Raw genomic sequence first — 24,828 nt, 5'->3', positions numbered from 1 at the left:
CCACTGGGTACAGAGTGTGATTAGTATTTTGAAATTTAATTATCCCGAAGCAACTTTATTAGGCGTCGTATTAACAAAGAATGACGGAGCCTGGAAGTTTGGTCTCTTCTTTATTTAAAGGCTCGTTGTTTTCTACAAGCAATCTTGACCAGTTATATTTTAAATCTGTTAAACTATCTATTATCTTGACCAGTTCAACTATACTCAAATCTGCAGTGTGGCCCAGTTGTAAGTGAATGCTATTGTCCTCTGGACTTATCGAGAAATGTGCGCCACCTGTGTCTTTGTAGATAAAATTAAATTGCAATAAAAGTTGACAATTATCCAGGCTAAGAGCATCAAACTGGACATCGTTATTGATAGACACGAGAATCTCATTTTTTTGTTGAAGATATTGAATGGTTATCTCATTGTCAGAGTTGTTAACAATACTCCATATATCATTACTGCGAGCTTGGTCTATATATTCAACATCCATTAAATTTGGGAGTTGGAGCACTAATGATTTTATTTTCTCGTGGCTCATAATATTCCTCTAATCATCTATTTTTAATGCGTGATTGTTAGCTTTTACTTACTCAATTATCTTGAGGCTATTTGGTGAATTTTAATTGCTCAGGTATTTTTTTCTTGTATTAAAAGCCGTACTTTTATCAAAAACTATCGTTCAATCTAAATGTGGTTTCTGTTGACTTTTGCTTATGGTATCCGCTTTATTGCCTCGTGCTGATCTAAACGTGACACTATGGCGAGTGACGCGGCATCAGATCAGTGGCCAGTTGGCCCTGCTTGAATCTTTGTATCAAAGGTGAGCCGCTCCTGTGGAGAAATTGGCGGCGCAGGCCAAAAGCGCGAGCAAAATATGCAGAAGTTATAAGCGATACCCACTATCATTATGGCGTTTTCTATATCAAGACTAAGTGGGGTATTTGCGACGCTACTTAAGCTGTTCATACTGCTGAGCTGCACTGGGCCTTATACCTTTGAGGTGCTATTTGATGCGGTGATTGACTTGAGTGACAAATTGATGGTTTTTGGAAATCAGGCCTTGAAAGCCGCTTAACAGAAATGTTCAACTTTACGGAGTCACTCGCTGGCTAGTGATACTGGACTTACCTTTTGCCCTCAAAGAGTCTAATGTTGCTATTATATAAATCAGTGATTGATTAAATCTAATTTTCATTAACTCAATTTTTAATAATAGTTTCATTATTTTGTTTTTATAAAAACATTAAATGTGCAAATTAAAGTATGTTTTTATTAATTGTTTTAAAATGTTTTTTTTAAAGTGATTTAATATTTTATTATTGATATTTAGTATTGTCTTTAATGTGATTCTTATAATATAAACATTTCAATTTCATGTGTATGCTTACTACTTTAAAATAATTATAAGTAGTATCTTATGAGCTTATCAATTGATAGAAACTCTAATTCAAGTATAAAAAATGACTTTCAATGTGACTCTTCATCATCATTTAAAATTAATGGTACTGACTTAGCTAAAGAGATTGCTATTATTGAAAATATACCAAGTAATACTAAATTCGGTGATCTGAACCATAACTTCAAATCTATGATCTGTTTGGGTGCTAAATTAAACGAAAAAATTATAAAGCTATCTGGAAGTAAATTAGAGAAAGATATAACAACAAACGAGCTTCGATTTATTGAGTTAAATAACCTTGCTAAAAAAGTAAAAAATCAAAATAAAACCAACCTTGATGTGCTTAAAAACAAGCTTCTTGATTTCGATAGTAAAAATGTTCAGTCTGGCGAAGCATTAGTTCTATCATCAGGTATTAACAGTGAAAATGATCAAAAGCGCATGATTGAAGCTATGGTAGAAGGTGCAGATAAATTTTCCATAGTAACAACTTATGGCATTCGTCCTGTAGATAATGAAAAGCTATCTGCAACAATGAAGTCAATATTAGCATCCATTGCTAACAAACAAGAAGACTCTAATTTTACTCTTGCCTTGCTATACAATAAAAGTATGTGGCAACAGAATATGGTGGTAGGTAAAAGAACAACCATCAGTCAAAAGAACCCGACACAATGGAAAGATCTTATTCGAATATTTAATCAAGAAGCGATAAAAGAAGGAAAAAAAACAATAAACAACCTGAAATGTAAAGTGTTTTTTATTGCTGAAAACCCCTCTGGTATCACAGGATCTCATCATAATAAATATTTAATTAATGACAAGGGAATGATGGCTACTCTTGGAGCAAGCTTAGGAAATAAAACTAAATCACAATGGTTTGATAGCGGTGCAATGTTTCTTTCCAAGGCTTTGGTTGAATCACAAAAAAATTACTTTCTTGATATGATGGATAACCATGAAGGTGATATTGGCCTGTTAAAAGTTGATTCTATAAAAGATGATGTATCTCTGAATATATTAGATAATCCTAAATCTCTGGTAGATAGTTTGAAAGCCATTGACATTGATTCTCCTAATACTGAGGAAGGTATAAATCCTAATATTAAGTCTGTATTACAAAAACATAATTTCGAACTGAGCTCGTCTTCAGAAGAGCAGGTTTTATGGCTTCAAAATGAAGGTAACATAACACTGAGTAGATCGTCTAAACCAATAGGTAAAGCAATAAAGTATATGTTCAAATCTGCCCAACCGGGTGATACGCTCAAACTTCGTAACTGCAGTATCGATGCTATTGAAGATTGGGCTATAGATGCGCTTAAAAGAGGCATTAATATTCAAATATTAGGGCCAGTCAATAAATCTGATAGCCACTTTTTTTCATCTATCGGCAATATTGATGCAGCATTAAAAAAATTACGAACCAGACAGAATGATAAAGAGTTAAGTATCCCACTTGGTACAATAAAGGTGAGTGTGTTTAATCCATCTCAGGCTCTCAGTGATAAACATAACTTTGAGCCAGGAGACCTAGGTCCTGTTGATCATGGAAAGGTATATATTTTAGATAAAAAAAATAAGCAAGATACAATCATGATGACTGGAACGCATAATCTAGATGGACAATCATTTTTACGAAGTAGAGAAAATATGTTGGTGTTAAACCCGCAATCATCGAAGTTAGACGATGCTTTATTTAATAATATATGGGATGCTTGTCCTATTTTAACCGATAGAGAGTTATTAGAGCTAATAAATGAAGCAAATCAATATACTGGACTTCATTCAAAGCCATTTTCTACTGCACCATTGAACATATTACAACAACCGAAAGTACAAGGGATTTCTGAAGAGTTAAGAATGAAATTAGGAATAAAATAGTACCTTTTTGTGTCAATTTTAAAGCAACGCTTACGATTTCGTACGTAGTTGCTTTACTTTATTATGGGGTAATTAATACATCTATAAATTTATAAATGATTTCAAATTAATTCTTTAGAACACGTTACCTTCTAAGAAAAATTAGTCATAAATGACCCTTGCTAAAGCTACTGATTCTATCTTCTTGGTTTTATGCGATACCATTATTTTAAACTTCAATGCTTATTTTTAAGCTATATTAGAATGGGGTTTTTAAGATAGAAGTGATTTGAAAGTAATGTCTTTTGTCAAAACTTTTCTGAAATTTTCATATGATTTAAGGATGTCAATTAGTAACAATAGTTCTAATTATTAAGTCACTGGAAATATTTATGCCGTCACTTACAGTTCCTCTTACTGCCAATTCACCCACAAAAGCTCTTAGGAAAACAACTGATACAAATCTAAGCCTTTTTGAAAAAAGTATTAAAGCAATTAAAAATGAGTCTGACCCCCGAGAGTTAATGAATAAAAAGTTTTTCGTTCGTGATATTGACAATTCAAATGGATTTTCACTGCGAGAATCTCTCCCCCGCATTGAATCATATGTACCTTATGGTATTTCCGATGATTCTCGTGTTGTATTTGCTAAAGTAGGCGACTATGTAGGTTTTAATCAGTCAGTTCTTGGTATAAAGCCTTACACAACAGAAGTTAGTCAAGAGCGCAGAAGCCTAGCTGCGTCGGAATTAGGTGCAATTGTTCTGCATAATAAACATTTCACAGAAAAAGCGGTCGATAAAATATCTCGAGGTGTCGAGCTATATTTACAAGCTCAACGAGAACTAGATCGAGATAAATCGTTGGCTGCTGTTGTAAATGGAGTCGGTCATTACTTTTTCACTAATGGTAAACAGTCTTTCGGAAGAATTTCAGAAGAAGATGCAGGTAAACTCTCAGATGAGTTAATTTGGAATAGTATTCTGAACTCACTAAAAAAAGGCTCTCTAGATCAAAAAATGGCAATTCATGATGCAATTGGTAGAAAAGTACTGCCTAAACTAGGAGGAATCCAGCTTAATAGATATAAGTCAATTGAAAAAACTGTTAGGCAAGATTGGTTTGATAAAGAAACAAAAAGAGGTCGAGCAAAGCGTAAAAATGTGGTGGAGCCCTCTTTTACTGCGGGTATTACTAATAATCGAAACGTGGCTATCGTTGGAAAGTTAGACAAATCAAGAAATCGTGGTGTTGATATGTTTGAGCGTGACATGTTCCGTCAAAGTGATCCAGAGGCCAACGTCTTTTTCGATGATATGGATTCTCTAAATCTTCTTTTCGGAGCTGGAATATCAGGAACAACAGGTAGTTTATTTCAAGCTGCTGAAGCGTTTGGGCCATTAGAAGACGAAGAAGAAAAAAAACAATATATGCTCGCAATTGTTGGCTACCTTGTTGGCGGAGGGATGCACTCTTTTCACGAAGTAATGTCAGTGGGTAAGAAAATTGGTATACCATACGATGCTGGTTCTTATGTAAAATCATTACCAGAATCGTTCAAAAAAAGTGATGAATTTAGACAATGGAATCATAATTATTATGATATAAGTGAGTTAGGAGCGACACATTGGCGTTTTAATGAAGGTAAACTTCCGTCTCACTTAGAATTGGCAAAGTTGAGTCAACAAGGTAAAGACATTTAATGTATGTCAACTTGATAAGTTAAATCGGCTTATCTCTTTTCATAAAACACTTGTGAATGATTTGTTTTTGCTGTGATAGAAAATATTTGATTACGTCCTATAGAGTAAATTTACACAATTGCTGGCTGTTGTATGGTTAATATAAGAAGAGTAAAAGAGTAACAAAAAAGAGGGTGACCACCTGCAAAAGTAGAAATCTTTGCAGGTGAAAACTCATTCTAGAAGTTGAATTATTGTAACTTCAGGTGGCTGTTATTTATTATTTTTTGCTTCAAGTTGATTATCAATTTCAACACGGCGGTTTAATGCACGGCCTTCTGCTGTATCATTGGATGCGATTGGGGCATGTTCTCCTTTACCTTCAACATGCAATTGGTTGGAACTTACACCATGGTTTTCCAAAAAATTTGCAGCTGCATCTGCACGTCGTTCTGATAAAACTTGGTTAACTTTTATACTTCCAGTGGAATCTGTATGTCCTACAACACTTGCATTAGCATGTGGTGAAGACGACAATTCTTCAGCTGTTTCAATTAAAACAGACTGACAGCTTTCACTCAATGCAGAGCTATTAAATTCAAAGTTACAAACCTCGGGGCTATAAGTAATCGCATCGGAATTGTTTTTTTTGTTGGCAGTTTCTTTGATTGGGCGCATTGTTGCTTTCTCTGAGTCAGTTGCATTCTTGGAAGTAAATACGTAGCTCAAACTCCAGATGAAGGAGTGGCTGTCGTAATAACCAGTCTTCTTATCTCCAATATCATCGATGTATTGGTAACCCATAGAAGCTTTAAATTGAGGGGTAAATTGATAAGCTAGTCCTATTTCTCCCAATGGAGAAAAACCTGTAGTATCTTCTTTGAAGCTAGGGGAATGCTTTGCCATGTCCCAATAGGCAAAACCTAATCGACCGTAGATACTTGAGAGTTCTTGCCAATACCAATCATAGCGTACAGCGACGTCTATAAGTGATGTTTTTACATCTACAGAAGTCGCTGAAGCGTGTAGTTCTGCATGATATTGATATCCAGCTTCAAACGCCCAACTTGGGGTGAATTGATAACCCGCAAATAAACCTACTATACCACCTTTAGGATCTTCCCCATGGCGATAGGCATCGTCTTGTGAAAATTGATAGCCTGCCTTTAACCCCAAAAAGACGGTGTCTTCCACGCTTTGTGCATATGCACTAAGTCCAAGTCCACTTAATATTAATGATAAGGGTAACGATGGATATAAATTTGACATATCTAATACTCTATAGTCTAAGTTATCTTCACGTATGCATTCACGTTTTTACATTTCATGCAATACCATTTATTAATAAAAAAATAACCACATACTAATAGTGTAGTTAAAAGTTTTAATATTTAGGTAAACAAAAAAGACTTATAGTCAATATAGTTAAATTTCGGCAGATTTATACCTTAGGTTTCAAGTTGTAATCCTCAATGTAGTATAGTGAGCATAAACAATAGAACTCAAAAATTTTCTTGATGAATGCTATAAATAGACGTTTTAAAATGGGCATCTCTGTCAACGTCATACTTTTTCAGTAGACACACGAAATGATATGAAGATGAGAGTTTAAGATTGCTGTCGATCATTTCAAATTATGCTTTTTTCAAGTAATAAAAAGCAGACCGTTTAGTCTGCCTTTTAATTTAGATTTTGTTTCGTTTACTACATGTGGGGCTGTGCAGTATGAGCTGGATTAGAATTCAGTTTTTCATGCATGAAATTAATATTGCAGCAACAGCTAAGAATACACTCATCATTAGGAATACATCATTGTAAGCCATGATTGCAGCGTCTCGCTGCATGGTACTTAATAAGCTTGCCTGTGCTTGTTGCATCGCTGTAGTAACATCACTCCCTGATTGAATAAAAAATGTTTGCTGTTCTTTAAGTGTTTGCCAACCTAATTGACTCACTGAAGGTAGTGATTCTTTAATATTAGCCAAATGTTCATGTGTCTTGTTATTCAACAAGGTAGCAATAATCGCAATACTAAAAGCCCCTCCTAGATTACGCATGACATTAGCTAACGAAGATGCGTCAGTAGTATCCATTTTGCTGATATTTTTCATCGCAACCAAAGAAAGTGGAACCATAATGAATGGGCTACCAACAGCACGCAGAACCATAGACAAGATCAACTGCTGCCCTCCGAAATTAATGGTCATATGAGTATTTACGTAACAGCTCAATCCAAACATTATAAATCCAAAGGTCACCAAGTATTTCGGTTTAATAATCTGGGTCAGTTTAGGTACGAATGGGAATATCAGTAGTTGTGGCAAGCCCATCCACATAAGTACTTTACCTATTTCCATCGCATTGTATCGCTGTATTTGCGTTAGATACATAGGCAGTACATAGATAGAACCATATAATGCCATTCCTAGTATTAGATAGGCGATACAAGATATTGCAAATTGTCCATCTTGTAAAAGTCGTAAGTTTACCAATGGCTTTTTGTGTTGGAGTTCGTTTATCACGAAGTAGACTAAACTAACCGTAGAAATAATGCTTAGAGTTATGATAAAGCTTGAGCTAAACCATTCTTCGCGGTTGCCTTCTTCTAAAACGACTTCCAAACATCCAAGTCCTAACGCCATGGTAGTGATTCCGAACCAATCTGCTTGTTTCAACGCGTTTAAGTCAAGCTTTTCATCGTCTAATCCGTGTCGTACCATCACTATCAAGAGTAAGGCTGGTGGAATGTTGATATAAAAAATGTAATGCCATGAGAGATTTTCTGTTAGCCAACCTCCCAACGTTGGACCAATGGACGGAGCGAACGTCGCGGTGATTCCAAACAAGGCCATTCCAACGGCACGTTTACTGATGGGTAGCAGTTGAATCACCAGTGAGAAGGCAAGCGGGATTAATGCACCGCCACTAAAACCTTGTATTGCGCGGAATATGATCACCGATGTCATATTCCAAGATATGGAGCATAGCAGAGATGAAAGGGTAAATATTGCGGTTGTCCACGTAAGGTATCGACGTTTACCAAGTACCATGGAAAGCCAGCCACTTAGAGGGATTGCGATCATTTCTGCGATCAAATAAGACGTAGAGATCCAAGAGCTTTCATCCAAGGTTGCAGACAAAGCACCTTGAATATCTTTGAGAGATGAGTTGGTTATCTGAATATCTAAGATCGCCATAAACGCGCCAATCAAACCACCAAATAAGGCTATCCAGTTGCGAGTTGATACTTTGTCCTCATCATTATCATTAGTTAGAGCTATAGCATCGGTGGTGCTCATTGCTTAACCTCGTTTATCTATAGTTGCAACTACAGATAAACCAGGAAGCAAACGCCCCTTTAGCTCTCTCTGATCTTGAAGCGTAATTTTGACTGGTACACGTTGAACGATTTTAGTGAAATTACCGGTCGCATTCTCTGGCGGCAGCAATGCGAATTTAGCCCCAGTTGCAGGAGAAAAACTGTCGACTATACCCTCAAGTGATTTGCCCGGAAAAGCGTCTAGCTCGATCTCAACCTTTTGGCCTTTGTGAATGCCACTCAGTTGTGTTTCTTTGAAGTTAGCTTCTATCCATATTTGGTGATCAGGAACTAAACTCATCAAAGGTGCACCTGCCTGAATCAGTAGACCTTCACGAACACTCCGTTTACCTATTACACCATCAATTGGCGCGTATACTTTGGTGTATTCCAAGTTTAATTGAGCCTGATTTTGTTGCGCTTGAGCTTCTGTAACCGATGCTTTAGCTTGTTCTATCTCACTGGCAATGACCTTTAATTGATCATTACTAGCAACTAAATTTGCTTGTGCTTCTTTTAATTCTGCCATTCTTACTTTTTGTTGAGCAACCATGCTATCAACTTCATCTTGAGAGGCATAGTTACGTTTTAATAAACTTCGAGAACGATGAGCTTGTTGGACAGCACGTTCATATCCAACTTGTGCAGACTCGACACCGCTTTTAGCTTGATTGATTTTGCTACGTTGTAACGTCTGTTGTGCGATTAAATTTTGTATATTAGATTGTACAACTGCTAAATGCGCATTAGCTTGAGCAAGCGCTGACTGATAATCTCGATCGTCGATCTGTACTAATAGCTCTCCGGCCTTAACGAATTGGTTATCACTTACGTAAGATTTAACAATATACCCAGACACTCTAGGACTAATATTAGTAATGTCACCTTGTAGGTAAGCGTTGTCTGTTGATTCAAAATACTGACCATAGCCATACCAGTACCCAGACCCCGCCAAACCTAATGACAGTAATATCGCAGTAGTAATAAGAGGAACTATTTTGCGCTTTTTTGTGCTTACTTTTGGCGAAGTGTTGGTGCTTTCTGTCATCTATCGTTTCTCATTTAGTCTTTTTTTGAATGTAACGAATTGTAAATTAATCTGATTAATTGATAAGATAGGAAAAAAGGGAAACACTGTTGCAAAAATCTTACTAATTGAGAGTGTAGAGAGATAAAATGGACCTAAATGCTGTGACTATTTTTACCCAAGTCGTTGATTGTGGAAGCTTTACACATGCTGCTGAAGCCTTAAATATGACAAAATCCACGGTGAGTCGTAAATTAGCCGATCTTGAACAATATTTAGGTGTGAGATTGGTCACTCGTTCTACTCGAAGTCTGGTGCTTACTCCTGAGGGGGAGCGTTTTTATCAATCCAGCCTTCAAATGCAAGAAATCATGAATAAAGCAGAGTTGGAAGTGTCTGCAAACCAAGACTTGATTCGTGGTCCTTTAAATGTTGTGTTTCCTGTAGAACTTGGTCAGCAAGTGCTTGCTAAATATATTCATAGTTTTTTACTGGAATACCCGAACGTAACAATGAATCTGGAGCTGTCCAACCGCGAAGTAGATATTATTGGAGAAGGGATCGATCTTTACGCACAGATAGGTGAGCTTGTTGACTCAAGCTTAGTTTCGCGGCACCTAACAACATCGGAACGTGTGTTGGTTGCAAGCCCTAGCTATCTGGAGCAGTTAGGTTCTATTGAAACACCAAAGGATCTTAAGGCCCCATTTCGCATTATTGAAGTTATCAATAAAGCCGCTCGTTTACCTAAATGGGAATTAAAGTTAAGTGAGGATGAGCCAGAGCTGATACAGCTTCCAAGTCAACTTAAGGTTAACACAATAACGGCATGCTTGAATGCGTGTGTAGATGGGTTAGGGCTCGCAGTACTTCCCGAATTTATTTGTAAAGAGCATTTTATTTCAGGTCGGTTGATCCACTTACTCCCTGAATACGACATACCACAAATCTCGGTAAGCTTGGTATACGCGAATAGACAGCTAATGCCTAAGCGTAAAAAAGTGTTTATTGATTATTTATTAACGGCTTTTCTGAGTGAACAAAACAAATAGTTTGAATGGTTGGGGTGGGGTAGTTAAAGCGTTTAGTTCAGCTATCTTCTTCATATTTTTTATGTTTTATCTTCTGGAAGAGCATGCCACTAATGTTGAAAATAAAATTCTAAAAGAGTGCTGTACCCATAAGTCTAATAGCTTCATAAATTACTTGTCATATGATTAATAATTTGCAGAAAAATCATCAATTATTGACCAAGAACAGCTTGCCACGCTTTATCTGATATGTTTTTATTATTTTTCCTCATCTCTATCTTATTATTATCAACTTCGGGCAAACAGAAATACTGATTTCATTTACTTGCCAGATGTGGTTTTCAATCATTCATTCTTGATGTTTGAATTTTTTATCAGTTGATGGGGGAATTTTTATACTAATATGTATGTGATAAAAAATAATATGATTTCTAAAACTCGCAAAAACAAACAGTACAAAATAACAATTGAAGAGGTTGATGTTGTGGAGCCCAGAACACTGGAATTTTTTTTCCAAGACAACGAAGACTTGTTTAACATTGTCGATAATTTAAAGAAAGGTATTAACTTAGAGCCAGAAACAGCGACTAAAATTGGGGTTGGTTTGCGTTTGCTAGGTCCAGTCATGATGAAAAACCGAAAGCATTCGTTGTTTGTCGACTTTATGCCACATTTTAAACACTTTATGCAAAAACTAAAGGCATCGATTAAGCAAGAAAATACAAAAAATTAGATGTTTCAACGTTATAACACAGCATTATAGCTGTGTTATAACACGACCATCAATGTGAATATTTAGATTACTCTCAAATTTTTCAGCATCAATCTATACCTAGTCATTTTTCCTTAGCTAGTTTTATTCAATCTTTGATTTTAAATAGTGATTTTTCTATCAATTGAAAGTGACTTTAATATAACTTAAATCACTTAAATGAAAATATATTAATATAAGGCATGGTGAGTGCATTAATTTATGATAAAGTTCCTTTTAAGTAGTTAATTAAGGGGGATGATATATGTGGAATTTAGGGACTTTATCATTTCCAAATTCTTGTCGATATCTATTTAGCCATTGTGCCAAGTATAAAAATGTTGATTTATGATTTAATATAATGAAAATGAAATTTCTTTTAAGCATATCAATTCTTTTTTTTATAAATTTATCTTTTGCTGAATCGTCTAATTCCCAAGGTTTGGCTGTTAAAGTGTTAAGTAAAATTAAAGATTCTAGTAATATATTCTATATAAATGCGGCAGATTGGGATTATGGCGATAATAAGCCTCCAACTTTAAACGAAATCAAATATGAAGTTTTTGAGAAAAATAAACGTTATTTAGTCGATTTTAGTTATATTGAAGATAATGCTCAGTATACTGATGCTAAGAATGCTTTTAAAAATGAGATAAGTGTATCTTTTGATTGCGACCTATTGATTGTTAGTGAGCATAAAGGAGAGTTGATTTTTGTTCCAATAGATAGTGATATTGATATGGGATATTTAAAGAGTCCATTTTTACAAAAAAACAGAAGATCCAAACGTTCAGAGTCAAGTGATGAACTGTTACCACATTTATCCTTCTACCTCGTGGTTAATCGACCGATTACTGAGGAAGAATGTACATTTAGCAACTCAAACCTTTGGAATAAAGGTAAACGTAACTTTTGCGATGAGCCGCATATCTCACTTGTTTATCACGTTGTGCTTGAACGTTCACTTCAATTCGGTGTGATAGGCTCAGCGACGCCAGACGCAAAAATTGTTCGTATTTTTTTAGATGATGACTCCACAGGTGCTGGTATACATCTTAATAATTCTCTTAATTATATTAGGACGGTCAAAAGTGGTGTGTTGGATGGCTATTTTCAAAATTGGTCAACCGATGTTATAGCCCAAGACTACAAAGTTAATATAACTGCTGATAATAAAAAGAGTACATTGCTAAAAACTTTCCCAAGCGAAAATATAAATTCTAGCTATGGGTTAACACAAATAGAATCCTTTACATTGGGAGTAAGTACCGGTGCTGAAACTGATAAAGAAGGCCCAAAAGTAAAATTGGAAGCTAATGGAAGTTATACTCAGTCAAATAGGTTGAGTTTTAAAACCAAAGATTATCAAATTATCCGAAGTACGACGAGCCCACAAAGTGTTAGTTTTACTTGGCAGCGTGAGCAGTATTCAACAGTTGAATCATTATTAAACAGAACAACTGATTTAGTTTGGGCTGTTCAATACCCTGTTGATATTAAAAAAATTAGCCCAATTAGCTACGCAAGTTTTTTACCAAAAATGGATGTCATTTTCATGTCTGACCCAAATGAAACAGGCTCCACAACATATGCAATCGATACTTCAGTCAATATTAGTCCTCTTTATCATGGTGCTTACAAGCATTATTATGTTATAGGTTCTCACCAGTCTTATCATGGGTTTGAAGATGCATCTAAACGTCGTCGTATTAGTAAAAAAACTCGCTTTACTGTTAACTGGGATCATCCAGTTTTTAGTGGCGGTCGACCAGTGAATTTGCAGTTGGGTTCATTTAACAAAAGTTGTGTGGAAGTCGGTATTGATCATAGTCTTTCAATACAAAAGTGCAGCGTTACAAAAAAAACGCAATCATTCATTTATGATAGGTATGGTCGTTATGTAAGCGCAGTGAACAATCAACTATGCTTCGATGGGATAGATTTATCTATTTTAAAACATTGTGATCTTAGTTTGAGTCAAAGGTGGGAGTGGGTAGAAAATACAGATAATTTACAGAACGTATATACTAGTGAGTATCTTAGTCATAATATTATTACAGGTGAATTAGGGCTAGCTTATGAAGAGGATAGAGAGGTTAGTATACTTACCAAGACCGCCTATACGGATCTATTTAGTAACAACTACATAGCACCAGAAGGTTTCTATGAAATTTCTGCCAGTAAAAATGGAAGTATAGTTAGTTTTACAATACCAGAAGAAATCTTTTATTCAAACAATCGTATCATTTTTCTCAGTGAAGGCGCGTATGTAGCAGAGGTTAATAATGGGGAAAGTTATTATGCCTATCATAGCCGCAAAAATGGATATGTGACAATTTTTTGCGACTTAAACCAATTTACCACCAATATTGTTGAAGTTTCTATTATGGAAGGTAAGACTGGCGAAAATTATAATGATGTTTTGGTAACTCGAAACATTAAATTTTAATGGATGGTGTCTTTATTGTTATTATTGCTATTATAATTTAACTAATTTGTGGTTTATATCTTATTAATTTAAGGGGAAGGGAATCTTAGTTTTTTCTATTATTTTTTTTGTTTATAGTATTGGATTGTTTATTTTCCGAGTTTATATGATGAGAAAAAGAACCAAACTTCTGGCTTTATCAAGCCTTGCCTTTACCTTCAATGTTTCAGCTGAACAGTGTGACTTTAAGGCTTTTTTTGGACAGATTAACAATATAAAACAAAACCAATCCTTTTCTGAATACTTTTCTCCTTTAATTTTACATAACTTCAGGTTAGCAAAGTACAGAGAGTACAATGCTATAGATCTTCTTCAGCATAAAATTCACGGCGAAGACGACCCTGATTTTGGCAAAACTTTAAAACAAATTATGATGGGTCATATAATTCGAATAACTCAAGAGAAAGGATTGATAAATGAACTTAATATTGCCTCGGTTTCCGCTGCTGCTGATAGGTACAAAAACAATATTCGTTCATTATCTCATCTTGATGACTATAATTTCTTTAATCAGTATCTAACCAACTCATTCAGAGATTCGACATTTCATTATGATTCTTTCAAGGAGAGTATTATCTCTTTATCTAATCAAGCTGCAAAGAGGCTTGGTACTTCATGTTCTTACATTTTAACAACTAATAATGGAAGAGTTGATTTTCCCAAAGAGATTACATTAGAAATTGATAATGGAGTCATCGTCTCACCTTCACTTCTTTTCTCTATGTTTGATTATCAGGCAAGTGCGTATACTGTAGAGAAACAATCCGAGATAAATTTTGCTGCTATACCCGAAGAGTTATATCCTCAAGGTGTAAAATGGTGGCGATTGAATGGAACAAATCAATAATTATTTTTTACCAATAAATATGACATTTATTTTGAGTCTTTGATGTGAAGCAAAAGATTTTTCCTCAAAGATAGCAACAATTCAGAGGCGATGTTGATCGCCTCACTCCTAGTTTAGTTGTAAAAGTTACTTAGCTTCAAAGTTGAACAGCAGCATAAGTGTATACACGTTGAAAATTTTAGTCAGAACTGAGAGGCTTGATTCTGGTGTACAATTCTTCAGCTTCAGCGGTAAGGCGAGAATATGCTCTAATGTCACCTCTTCGTTGTGCTAGCATCGCTTGTTCCAGTAACATTGAATGTTGTTTCTTTAATCTTTTGGCTTGGTTAGTTTTAAAAAATGAAAACATGATGATCACCATAAATAGGAAACAGAGTTATTTCTTACGTAAGTTTGTAACCCATGGTTCAAAATTGACTGGTTCATTAGCTCGAATAGTGGTGGAATAAGGATTCTGTGATTGTCTTTCATTTTTGTAGTCGAAATTTTCTCTTCTTAGAGTACACAGATTTTAAGCAAATATTATGCGTTCACATGGATAAACTTTTTAACTAAAGTGTTCTAACTATAACCGAATAGGAAAGTTATGAGTGACATCAGTTCAAATCATTGATACTTATCATTGATAATATGATGAAATATTTTTAAAAAATTTATTTCGTTTGTATTTTTTGTTCGATTATATTGAGAGTAAATTGATGTCTTTTGAAAGTGCAGTTACATTTTTTATTGCTATGTTTATATTCTGTTTGACCCCCGGTCCAGGCGTTTTTGCTATAATGGCTCGTGGTATGGCTTATGGATGGCGTCAATGTTTCCCTATGTCTATGGGCATTATATGTAGTGACCTTATTTATCTTATATTTGCATGTTTTGGCCTCGCTACTATCGCTGAGGAATGGTCGTTTGCATTTGAGGTTATTCGCTATGTCGGTGCGGCTTATCTAATTTTCCTTGGCTATAAAATGTTTAAGACTATTCCTGAGATTAAGGACTCTGAGGAAAAAGCCTTGGAACAGAGCCCACAATCGACTTTAGCTAGTTTTACTCAAGGTTTTTTAATTTCAGCATCTAACCCGAAAGTAATTCTATTTTACATTTCCTTTTTGCCGACTTTCATAGATCTCTCTGTAATGAATGTTAAAGATGTTGCTTTAGTTGCAGTATTAGCTTCTGTGGCGTTAATGTCTGGCCTATTACTTATCGCATTTGGGTCAGGGCGCATGGTCACTTTATTTAAGACTCCACGAGCTCATAAACGATTAAATCAATATGCTGGAGGTATTATGATAGCAGCAGGCTCCTACTTAGCAATTAATCGTTAAATGTAATCTTCTAAAGAAAACATAAATCAAGAAAAGAAGTTAGGAGGTACTTTGTGTGCCTCCTAAATAAAAAGAATTATATATTTTAATATTATTTAGCGTAGATGGTGGAAGTATAGGTTGCTTTAAATTAGTTGAGTATACTACTAATATCAGTTCAAATAAAACATAGTAGTATTCTTTTACCAAAAGAGTATTTCATTAATAATATTTTCTTCAGAGCCTTCTAAATATCCTGTACGTGAAATTAATGTGCTGTTAATCATTTCACCAATTTTTATTTGTTTTTCATAACAATGTCTTGCTTTAACCCAGTGTATAGCGGCGTTATCAAAAGTACTGCCTGTTTCTGCTATATCATTACTATTAAAGAAAGCAATAGCCTTAATAGGAGCAATTTTTAATTCTTTAATATCTTCCATCGCCTTTGTAGAAATTGGATTTTGATTAAGGCAAGAGGCTTGAGCTTGAAAAATTAAGCCGAACAACAAAAATAAAGATAGGAATAAAGTTGGTTTTAATGTGTTTTTCATTGAAGTACCATTTAAAAATCAAATATACTTTTATCTTAACTTATCTATTATTATTCTCAAATGGTTTCGTTACTTAAATGAGATTTTGAGTCCATTATAAACGTAGGCTACTACAATGAAATTATGATATGAATCTGGTTTAATTGTTTACTTTATCATTAATGATTTTAGTACTTTCTATGAATTAAATGCAGTTATATTAAATAAGATCTCTCTTCAGTTACATCATGGTGTACTCCTAATGGTTCATTACTAGGATTTTCAAGCTGTTTTCTAGTATTTTAATGTATAGCTGAAAAAATTTGTAAAAGTTGACGTTCTACCACCTTGAGTTTTTGTCGTGTTTGATATTAAATTAACGGTGAAAAAATACATAACTATTAATAAGATAGTGGAATGTTTGTTGAGGCTTCGACTCAACCATTAAAGCTTGATTAATTAATAAATTTGTATCTTATTATGTAAGCTATATTAATTTAGAGGAAAAAAAATGGACTGGTATTTGACTGTTTTAAAGAAGTACGCAGTATTTAGTGGAAGGGCGAGACGTAAAGAATACTGGATGTTTATCCTAGTTAACTTCATTATTTCTCTCCTTCTCGGGTTTGTTGATGGGCTTCTGGGCACGATATTTATTGGCTACATATACGCATTAGCAGTTTTCATTCCAGGTATTGCAGTGGCAATTCGTCGGTTACATGATACTGGTCGTACAGGATGGTGGCTTTTAATTGGATTTATCCCGCTGATAGGTCTTATTGTCCTTATTGTATTCACAGTTTCAGAAGGTGATAAAGGGAGTAATGAATATGGCTCTGACCCTAAAGTGGGAGATGAGCCACTATTTAAGAAGACTTGAGGGTTTGAATCGTAACTAAGTTGTTTAGCTACGCCTACTAAACAATTTTGATCTTAAGCAGAGTCAGTCCTCATGGTACAGACTCTGTAATTGTGAAACTATTTCTATATTTTATTCAATAATATAAACTAACTTTACTTGGTTCTCGAGCCCATATCTTTATTTTCATTTGAACCTTCAAGCATAGTTGATAGTTCATCGATTAATTTTAACTTTCCATCATTATCGAAGTAATAAAAAGCGTAAAGCTTAAATTTAGACTTACTACCATCTAATTCAGTTACTTCTACAACGTGTATTTCGGAAATTGTTCCATTGTTATCAATATTGACATCTTTAAATAGGATATCCATTGTCTTTAGTTGTTTACTTAGAACTAAAGAGTGCTGAATAAATTCATCACGGTCATTCTGACTTCCCCCAAATTTTTGGATGTATCCTTTAGACAACATAGATTCCAGAGCCGTTTTATCACGAGCAATAAATGCTTTGAAAAAACCTAATAAATACTCGTTAGCCTTAGGGTTTGAATTGTTTTCAAATTGAACTTTTAAAGTCGGTGACATCTCTTGATTTATTACCGATGTTGCATTGGTAAATCCAGTTATACATGTCAAAGATAGAAATACTATCGAGTGAATTTTTCTGTTGAAAATATTTTTTCTCATAATAAAATCCAGTATTAAAATTGAAATAATAATATAGGTTAAATTAGGAATCTTAATGTTATAAATTCGCGTCAATCACTTATTATTTCACGCCAGTTTTTCTGTATAAATCTCAAAGTCTTTGTAAGTCGTTAATAAATAACTCAAATGTGTTCACTCGTAGTGTATTAATTTTCATATTTAACAACGATTAATCATGGATAGCTATTTTTCGATGTTTATGGATCTTCTATTCATCCATCACGAGATTTAAGTCACATTTATTGAGAGAGAGGCTCGGTATCTTTTATTTCTTTAAATTTTTTATTGGAGGTAGATATGACAAAGAAAGTCATTCTTGATACAGATCCTGGCATCGACGATGCAATGGCCATACTATTTGCTGAAGCGCATCCTGACATTGAGCTGATCGGGATCACTACAGTTTATGGTAATGCTACAGTAGAAAATAGCACTCACAATGCTCTATTTTTAAAGCAAAAATTCCATATGAATGCAATCGTTGCCAAAGGTACGGATAAGCCCTTAATCAAAGAACAAGTTGAGGCAACGGTTATGGTCCATGGTGATAATGGTCTTGGTGATGTAACAGTACCGAGTTCACTAGAGGTTGAAGCAATTAAAACACCAGCCTATCAGTTTATTATTGATCGTGTTCGTGCAGAACCAAAAGAGATTACTCTGGTGGCTATCGGTCCCTTAACTAATATTGCACTCGCACTCGAAAATGCTCCTGATATCGTTGATTTGGTGAAAGAGGTTGTGATCATGGGAGGAGCATTTGGTGAAAACGGCCACCGAGGAAATGTGTCACCATTTTCGGAAGCGAATATTCATGATGATCCTGATGCTGCCGATAAGGTATTTACCGCAGCATGGCCCGTGATCATTATCGGGCTTGATGTCACTGAAGAAAGCTTTTTCACCGATCAATACCTTGGTGAATTGAAAGATGACGCCGGTGAAGTTGGGCAGTTTATCTGGGACATCAGTCGCTTTTATTTAAAATTCTATTCTGAAAGATTGGGAGTAAATGCTTGTCACGTTCATGATCCATCAGCGATTGCTTATGTTATCCATCCGACTATTTTTAAAAGCCGCATTGGTCCAGTTAGAGTGGTTACAGATGGACCAGCGGAAGGAATGACGATACAGAAAACGGATCAACAGAACTATATGAATGATGAGTGGTCGAAATTTCCAGCACAAACAGTTGGCGTTCAAGTAGATAAAGAGGCTTTGCTTTCACTCTACAGAGAAACATTGATAAATTACTCACGAAAAGAACGCTAGTTTTATTGAAAGTGTTGCGAGGTGTGTTGCAGGTCCATCCTATTATTATGTATCGTAAATATCCTAGATATGTTCAAAAATATTGGCTGCTCATTGCACCTAACTATCAGTAGCATATATTAACTCGTGGCACTTTCGTTCCCAAAAGTGCCTTATAGATTTAAACAAAATCTTCAATTATTTTGAGATACCGGCATTTATATGTAGGCTCTTATATACTATTTATTTATTTGTCATTTATTTCTTATACATTACTTCGTTATTTTTTAATTTTTATATATTTACTCTTTTATATATTTATTTTTTTATTTAAGATTTTAGAAGGTTATTAATCAAATAAAATTATTATATAGCATTAATTATTAGTTTGTGTATGCTTGTTGTTGTGCATGTCTTCATGATATGAGAGTTGATCTTTGAATGGTAATTTATATGTATTTTCTCACAGATTTAAATGACTTTCCTTTATGGGTGCATAGAAATATAAATATTCTATTAAATAATGAGGAACTATATGGTTATCAGTTTGAAAAATTTAGCTCTAGGGGCGTCACTAGCAATAGTCCAATACTCTACATTTGCCAGTGAAAATATTATGCCAACGCTTAACAGTTCACATGAGCATAAATTTAAAGCTAATAGTGAGCTTGCGAAAAAATCTGAGATCTTATTCAATATGGTATTAAATAACGTTCCTAGAAGTCAGTTAGATACATTATCAACATCTTATTTAAATCAAGTTGAAGTTATTAACAAGCTTGATCCCTTGTATCAAGAAAGTCGCGTGAATGATGATGCTGTTAAACAAGAGGTGGCTGAATCAATAAAATATTATTTAAAACACCAGTTAATATCGAACCCAAGGTTCACAATTACAAGAGGTGAAATTGATGGTTGGTGTCTTGAAACGATGGAATCTAGTTGCTTAAATTCAATCGAGCCATTTGATGATTTAGTTCATCTCGATAATCATAAAGCACCGTCTGGAGGCTTTACACTGATTGTAGGCAAACCAAATCACCAAGCAACCATCAAAACGGTAGTTCAAACAGTGCCAGGCCAAAGTTACACACTTTCTTTTGATATTTCTGGTGAATTTGTCAAATTTCCTGGATTATCTTATACCTATCAACCACTAAACACGGTTGTATCCATTGGGAGAGAAGAAACGCTAATCACGAAAGAGCATCCTTTAATCGCTGAAGAGTTTTGGTCGGGTGGTGTTTACGGGGTTGTGGATGCACCATGGGATAACAATGAAAATGGTCGTAATCAATGGGAAAAAGTTGAATTACAGTTTACAGCAACGCAGCAACAAACTGTTCTAAGTTTTACAAACTTGGCTAGGACTAATAGTGGCCAGCAGACATCACCAACAATGCTGTCCAATGTTATGATCTATGATGATGTGACCGCTGATAAGGGCCTTCAGCCTGGAAAAATCGCTCTTATTACTACTGCTGGTGTGAGTGCTGCTGCACTGGCCGGTACTACCGTTTACCTTGCAAAAAAAGGTATCATTCAAGATGCACTTCAGTCTCTCGGTTATTCTTTAACAACCGTTGGCCCAGGCACGGACACAATGAAATTAACTGCGTCGTTCGATAATATGTATGAGATTGTGCAAGGTAATGGTGGCGTACAAGCGTTAGAAAACTATTTGACGTTTCCTACTCGTGAGTATGGTGCCGAGTATTTTGAGAACCAGGTGTCGCAAGCTAACCTTAATTTTATGTCTGATATGGGGTTTCGAGAGTTAGGGACTGACTTACCAGCTAACCAACTTTCATTTAATGAAAGTGCAACTTATATAACAAAAACAGTGTCAGGTTCCACCCCTATAGAAGAACAGACTGTTCTTAAGTTTGATTCGCAAGAAGTTGCCGCACAGTTTTCTAAACAATTAGATTCGTACCTACTGAGAGAGGAGGGGGCTATACCGGGAATCAGCCAGCATGTGAATAGTATTAGTGTCATTATCGGTACCGACGAAGCAAATGCTGTTGTATCTGAGCATGAATCTGTCATTATTCTACACAGTGCAGCTGAGTTTGATGTGGGAAATGCTGGTCAAATGGGAGTGGGAGAGTTCGTGGCAAGATTTGCGATTGAGCGTGGTTTTGAACAAAATATCGTTGATAGCCTCCCCTTTATTTACAACTCAACAAGTCTTGCTGGTATTGGTTGGAGTTCAATTACTGCAGACGTAGGCGATACAGCGGCTTCTGTTATACATACATCATACCAAGTGGGGATGACGTTAGAAGAATTTTCAGCTGCAGCAATGGAAGCCTTGGAGGTTGCAGGTATTGTGGCGTTACTCTAACCGGAACTCAGGTTTGAAAGTTAGATAAACGCTACACCATAAAATCTGATTAGCTAGACTTAGGTAAATATGAAAAATTTGCCTAAGTTTAGGGTCTTAACACTGAATTTGATTTACAGAGTAAGAAATGATGCAACAAAATCTTTCACTGTTTAATAGTCATGTTAGACGATATAGATACAAGTAGCGACGAAAGTGAAACAATTACAAACAGTGGAAAGGTTACAAAAGTAGCTGATTCCTTTGAGATAGCCAATTGGATACCTCATTATAAAAATAGACGGTGAAGTCATTTAAAAGGTCATTCAGAAAGTCGAATTCTTATATTCTCACTTTTCGCCCTTCAAGGCGTCGTCGAAAATTAAACTGTCCTAATACTGGCTTGTTTTTATTTTTATATTCATAGATCATAAGCCTTAGTAAATTATACCCATTTATGGATTCTATACGGGCATATACCATCGCCCTCGATTGCTCAGCATACTTTTCCTTATATGGGCATTTAAGTATGTAATCGTATTTACTCATACATAACAAATAGGAAACGACTTCATGCGTAAATCAGATAAGAAAATCGAGAACCTAATTCGAGAAGTGTTAACCGCAGTCTGTGAAGATACGCTGAAAAGTTACGATGGCTTTCTTTGGGTGACTCATACCGTTAAATTCTCTTCTTTTCCACAAAGCTTAAAAATTATTTGCACTTTCGAAACCAATCAAGACAGAGCAACCTTTTTAGAGGGAGAAGGGCAGAATCATGTCTCAGCAGTTATTCAAAAAGCGTTTAATAAAGCTGGGGTGCAACTAAAGAATGTAAGTAAGCAGATCGATTACGAAATACAATAACAACCAGATTTTGAAACAGTATACAAGGCTGGTTAGTGAGTGTGAAAGTTATCAAATTTGAATCTCTGATGACATTAAGTACTTTAAAAATAAAGAAAAACCTAGATCCATTATACCTAATGACGAAGCTGAGAGTTGGTTTAGAATGATTGCTGAGCAACGTTATCTTTATACTAAAGAATTTACCAAGATGGCATTGTCAATCACTTAGGGTGAATAATCTAAAGTGTTCATTTAATGTTATGTTTAAATGTGAAATTAGAGCATTTACTTTACTAAATGTTCTTCAGCTAACTTTTTAGTCATGACAACTCAATTGAACCATAATCTAAATTATTAATTGTCAATTCTTTTTATCTATTTTTTCTGTGTAATTTTAAAAAGCAAATTTTCATCATTTGCATAATTTTTTAAAGCGAATTAATGAATGTAGCAATCTCGGTCAAGTATAAGCGGTGGGTAACTTTTAAAATTAGAGTATTAGAAATATTTAAAGGTCCAATAAATGCCAATTATTAGGTTACTCGATTCTGAAGTGAAAATCTCACGTCACGAGGGTGTTATCGCTACTATTACAATTTTTAAAGGCTTAGCACCAATTGACAAATTGCAAAAGAGAATGCAAGCAATACTAGATGCTAACCCTTGGGTTGGTGCTAGGCTAATTAGTGATCGCTCGGATGAGCTGGCTTTCACTGTGCCAGAAGTGATTGATTCAACTGTGCCATATTTTGAAGTTTTTGACATCACTAAAATTATGGGTAGCGGCTGTCGTATAGAAAATCTAAGAGAAATGATACATCATGATCCCGATGAAGATATCGTTAATAAGCTTTATATCTCATCGGTTGATGAATGTATTGATCAAGACAAGCAGCTTGTTAAGTTCAGCTTAATCGAAGATGTCAATAATAATGAGTTCGCTATTATCTTTTCAATGAATCATCTTGTAGGAGATGGGACATCTTATTATCAATTACTTAATATGCTAAGTTTTGATGAGGAAGTTGAAAGCTTTGAGTTTGAAAGAAAATTGAAATTCTCCCGTTCAAAATTAGATATGGGTGAAAAGAAATGCGATATAGAAAGACATTCTTTTTTCAAAATTATCAACCTAGCAGAAGTTAAACGCATAAAAGAGGATATTAACAAGAATTTAAAACAAGGGTGGGTATCAACGCATGATGTTATTAATTCGATCTACTTTAGTTTAGTGAAGCCAGATTTGGCGATATTCCCAGTGAATGCTAGGCCCCATTTAAGTTACTTGAATAAAAATGATGTTGGTAATTATATTCCTGTCCTAACTATAAATTCTGAAGGTGTGTTAACTGCTGAAAATATCAGAGAGTCAATCAATAAGTTTATAGAAAGCCCAGAAGATAAAGATGCTTGTACAAGTATTGTTGGTAACCCTCAAGCACGAGAAACAAAAGCGGCACTCACAAGTTGGGTACAAAGCTTTAAGCAGCTAACATTTGATGAACATTGTTCTTTCACCGTTCATCATCCCTTGCTGCCATCTTTCTTAATTGGGGATGCAATGGGAGATATCGATCATGGTGCAGTTTTGTTCTGCTTAAACGATTCGACTTGGGCGCTTGTAGGCATGTCTACACATCAAGAATGGCTAAAAGATAACGTTCTATTCGCTAATTAAATCGACTTGCTTTATAGTCATCAAGCCTTAAAGGCTTGGTGACTTAAATCCATTCCAACGTTTGTCAGAACGCCTATCAAATTAATAACGTGCAAAGCTATCTTTCCATAAATCGATTTACGGTGAGAGAACAAGATAATACTCTCCCAGTCAGATGAGATAGATATGTCAGTTTCTCTTCTGCTATCTCAAGATTTTTCTCTTTAATGAGTTGATTTACCTTGCTTAAAATTTTTGTTTTTAAATTGTATTTCTTTGCTGTAAACAAATTGAGGTGCGTCGTACGTAGATAGATAGCAAGGATAAAGTAAAACACGCTCAAGTGAAAATTGATGATTTAATGAACTCGTCAACAAGCCCTGATAAATCCTAGTTAAGTCTAGTGGTTATGAGGTTTTTGTATCAAGCCCGACAACAGACTTGACATGATTTTCACATAACCATGAATAAATAAAAGAAATGTTAAACTATAGTTAGGATTATTAAAGATAATTAAGTTAATATTTCACCTTATGACAAGCATCTCCTTTTCTTCCATTATTCCATTATCATTGATAGGTAAGCGGTCCTATGCTGAGTTCATCCGAACAAAGCTACGAGAAAGCCCCGTATTTGAGCCTTCCCACGTGCTAACACAATATCCACAAGCACGATCAGCCAATAGTCGAGTTGCAATTAACATTGCACCTTTAAATATGAGGTAAATGAATATGAATCATCACAATAGAAAAAACTGGTTCTTACCTAGCTTACTTATGGCTTTATCTTTAAGTGGGTGTCATGATAAAGATGCTTTTGAGATCACACAGACCTATGAGGTTACTATAACCTCAACCGGTGAAGGAGAGGTATCTCCTACGAAAAACTCCGTATTTTCTGGCGAGTCGTCCACTTTTCACGTCATGCCTTTTGTTGACTACAAT

Annotated in this window: 20 protein-coding genes; 13 read left to right on the top strand and 7 right to left on the bottom strand. The window is 35.1% G+C overall.

The window, feature by feature from the left end; translation table 11 throughout:
* Nucleotides 1–70 precede the first annotated feature (70 nt).
* Complete coding sequence (locus VSA01S_RS16205; RefSeq protein ID WP_039983072.1) at nucleotides 71–526, bottom strand: type III secretion system chaperone; 456 nt, start codon at nucleotides 524–526, stop codon at nucleotides 71–73.
* Between the two features lie 879 nt (nucleotides 527–1,405).
* On the opposite strand from VSA01S_RS16205, the gene VSA01S_RS16200 reads away from it, so the two are divergent.
* Together VSA01S_RS16200 and VSA01S_RS16195 are read left to right on the top strand one after the other, a co-directional pair.
* On the top strand, nucleotides 1,406–3,271 hold the full coding sequence (locus VSA01S_RS16200; protein WP_039983566.1) for a phospholipase D-like domain-containing protein: 1,866 nt from the start codon (nucleotides 1,406–1,408) through the stop codon (nucleotides 3,269–3,271).
* A gap of 503 nt (nucleotides 3,272–3,774) precedes the next feature.
* Complete coding sequence (locus VSA01S_RS16195) at nucleotides 3,775–4,953, top strand: hypothetical protein (RefSeq protein ID WP_039983571.1); 1,179 nt, start codon at nucleotides 3,775–3,777, stop codon at nucleotides 4,951–4,953.
* A gap of 252 nt (nucleotides 4,954–5,205) precedes the next feature.
* Here VSA01S_RS16195 and VSA01S_RS16190 read toward each other — a convergent pair whose 3' ends face one another.
* The 3 genes from VSA01S_RS16190 to VSA01S_RS16180 form a co-directional block, all read right to left on the bottom strand.
* Nucleotides 5,206–6,201 (bottom strand): OmpA family protein, encoded by a 996-nt coding sequence (locus VSA01S_RS16190; RefSeq protein ID WP_039983564.1) that lies wholly within the window; start codon nucleotides 6,199–6,201, stop codon nucleotides 5,206–5,208.
* Nucleotides 6,202–6,674: 473 nt separating this feature from the next.
* A complete protein-coding gene (locus VSA01S_RS16185) occupies nucleotides 6,675–8,231 on the bottom strand; it encodes a DHA2 family efflux MFS transporter permease subunit (protein ID WP_039983558.1) in 1,557 nt (518 codons plus the stop codon).
* Between the two features lie 3 nt (nucleotides 8,232–8,234).
* Nucleotides 8,235–9,299 carry an HlyD family secretion protein gene (locus VSA01S_RS16180; protein ID WP_039983556.1) on the bottom strand — a complete coding sequence of 355 codons (1,065 nt, stop codon included), beginning with the start codon at nucleotides 9,297–9,299 and terminating at the stop codon, nucleotides 8,235–8,237.
* A gap of 128 nt (nucleotides 9,300–9,427) precedes the next feature.
* Here VSA01S_RS16180 and VSA01S_RS16175 point away from each other — a divergent pair, with 128 nt between their 5' ends.
* The 4 genes from VSA01S_RS16175 to VSA01S_RS16160 all read left to right on the top strand — a co-directional run bounded on the left by VSA01S_RS16175 (nucleotide 9,428) and on the right by VSA01S_RS16160 (nucleotide 14,395).
* Entirely contained in the window at nucleotides 9,428–10,330 is a 903-nt protein-coding gene (locus VSA01S_RS16175) for a LysR family transcriptional regulator (protein ID WP_039983554.1), read from the top strand.
* A gap of 403 nt (nucleotides 10,331–10,733) precedes the next feature.
* Entirely contained in the window at nucleotides 10,734–11,042 is a 309-nt protein-coding gene (locus VSA01S_RS16170; protein ID WP_039983569.1) for a DUF3861 domain-containing protein, read from the top strand.
* A 379-nt stretch (nucleotides 11,043–11,421) separates the two neighbouring features.
* Nucleotides 11,422–13,509: a leukocidin family pore-forming toxin gene (locus VSA01S_RS16165; protein ID WP_083932328.1), complete on the top strand. Its 2,088-nt coding sequence runs from the start codon at nucleotides 11,422–11,424 to the stop codon at nucleotides 13,507–13,509.
* 145 nt (nucleotides 13,510–13,654) lie between these two features.
* Nucleotides 13,655–14,395, top strand: coding sequence for a hypothetical protein (locus VSA01S_RS16160; RefSeq protein WP_039983552.1), 741 nt, complete (start codon nucleotides 13,655–13,657; stop codon nucleotides 14,393–14,395).
* A gap of 178 nt (nucleotides 14,396–14,573) precedes the next feature.
* Here VSA01S_RS16160 and VSA01S_RS16155 read toward each other — a convergent pair whose 3' ends face one another.
* Nucleotides 14,574–14,744: a DUF6435 family protein gene (locus VSA01S_RS16155; RefSeq protein WP_145993925.1), complete on the bottom strand. Its 171-nt coding sequence runs from the start codon at nucleotides 14,742–14,744 to the stop codon at nucleotides 14,574–14,576.
* Nucleotides 14,745–15,093: 349 nt separating this feature from the next.
* Here VSA01S_RS16155 and VSA01S_RS16150 point away from each other — a divergent pair, with 349 nt between their 5' ends.
* Nucleotides 15,094–15,720: a LysE family translocator gene (locus VSA01S_RS16150; RefSeq protein ID WP_039983551.1), complete on the top strand. Its 627-nt coding sequence runs from the start codon at nucleotides 15,094–15,096 to the stop codon at nucleotides 15,718–15,720.
* Nucleotides 15,721–15,902: 182 nt separating this feature from the next.
* Here VSA01S_RS16150 and VSA01S_RS16145 read toward each other — a convergent pair whose 3' ends face one another.
* Complete coding sequence (locus VSA01S_RS16145; protein WP_039983549.1) at nucleotides 15,903–16,253, bottom strand: Maf family protein; 351 nt, start codon at nucleotides 16,251–16,253, stop codon at nucleotides 15,903–15,905.
* Between the two features lie 490 nt (nucleotides 16,254–16,743).
* Here VSA01S_RS16145 and VSA01S_RS16140 point away from each other — a divergent pair, with 490 nt between their 5' ends.
* Complete coding sequence (locus VSA01S_RS16140; RefSeq protein WP_039983547.1) at nucleotides 16,744–17,112, top strand: DUF805 domain-containing protein; 369 nt, start codon at nucleotides 16,744–16,746, stop codon at nucleotides 17,110–17,112.
* A 134-nt stretch (nucleotides 17,113–17,246) separates the two neighbouring features.
* Here the strand turns inward: VSA01S_RS16140 and VSA01S_RS16135 are convergent, their stop codons facing one another.
* Entirely contained in the window at nucleotides 17,247–17,780 is a 534-nt protein-coding gene (locus tag VSA01S_RS16135; RefSeq protein ID WP_039983546.1) for a hypothetical protein, read from the bottom strand.
* Nucleotides 17,781–18,098: 318 nt separating this feature from the next.
* Between VSA01S_RS16135 and VSA01S_RS16130 the strand changes: the two genes are divergently transcribed.
* The 5 genes from VSA01S_RS16130 to VSA01S_RS16110 form a co-directional block, all read left to right on the top strand.
* A complete protein-coding gene (locus tag VSA01S_RS16130; RefSeq protein WP_039983544.1) occupies nucleotides 18,099–19,073 on the top strand; it encodes a nucleoside hydrolase in 975 nt (324 codons plus the stop codon).
* 514 nt (nucleotides 19,074–19,587) lie between these two features.
* Complete coding sequence (locus tag VSA01S_RS16125) at nucleotides 19,588–21,399, top strand: hypothetical protein (RefSeq protein ID WP_083932331.1); 1,812 nt, start codon at nucleotides 19,588–19,590, stop codon at nucleotides 21,397–21,399.
* 552 nt (nucleotides 21,400–21,951) lie between these two features.
* Nucleotides 21,952–22,245 (top strand): hypothetical protein, encoded by a 294-nt coding sequence (locus VSA01S_RS16120; RefSeq protein ID WP_039983617.1) that lies wholly within the window; start codon nucleotides 21,952–21,954, stop codon nucleotides 22,243–22,245.
* A gap of 505 nt (nucleotides 22,246–22,750) precedes the next feature.
* A complete protein-coding gene (locus VSA01S_RS16115; RefSeq protein WP_039983619.1) occupies nucleotides 22,751–23,905 on the top strand; it encodes a hypothetical protein in 1,155 nt (384 codons plus the stop codon).
* 710 nt (nucleotides 23,906–24,615) lie between these two features.
* A partial coding sequence (locus VSA01S_RS16110; RefSeq protein WP_147052725.1) for a hypothetical protein occupies nucleotides 24,616–24,828 on the top strand: 213 nt, incomplete at its 3' end.

Source organism: Vibrio sagamiensis NBRC 104589, from assembly GCF_007990935.1.
Classification (GTDB): Bacteria; Pseudomonadota; Gammaproteobacteria; order Enterobacterales; family Vibrionaceae; genus Vibrio; species Vibrio sagamiensis.
The sequence above is the reverse complement of the archived record's forward strand: the minus strand, read 5'-3'. Positions and strand labels throughout refer to the sequence as shown.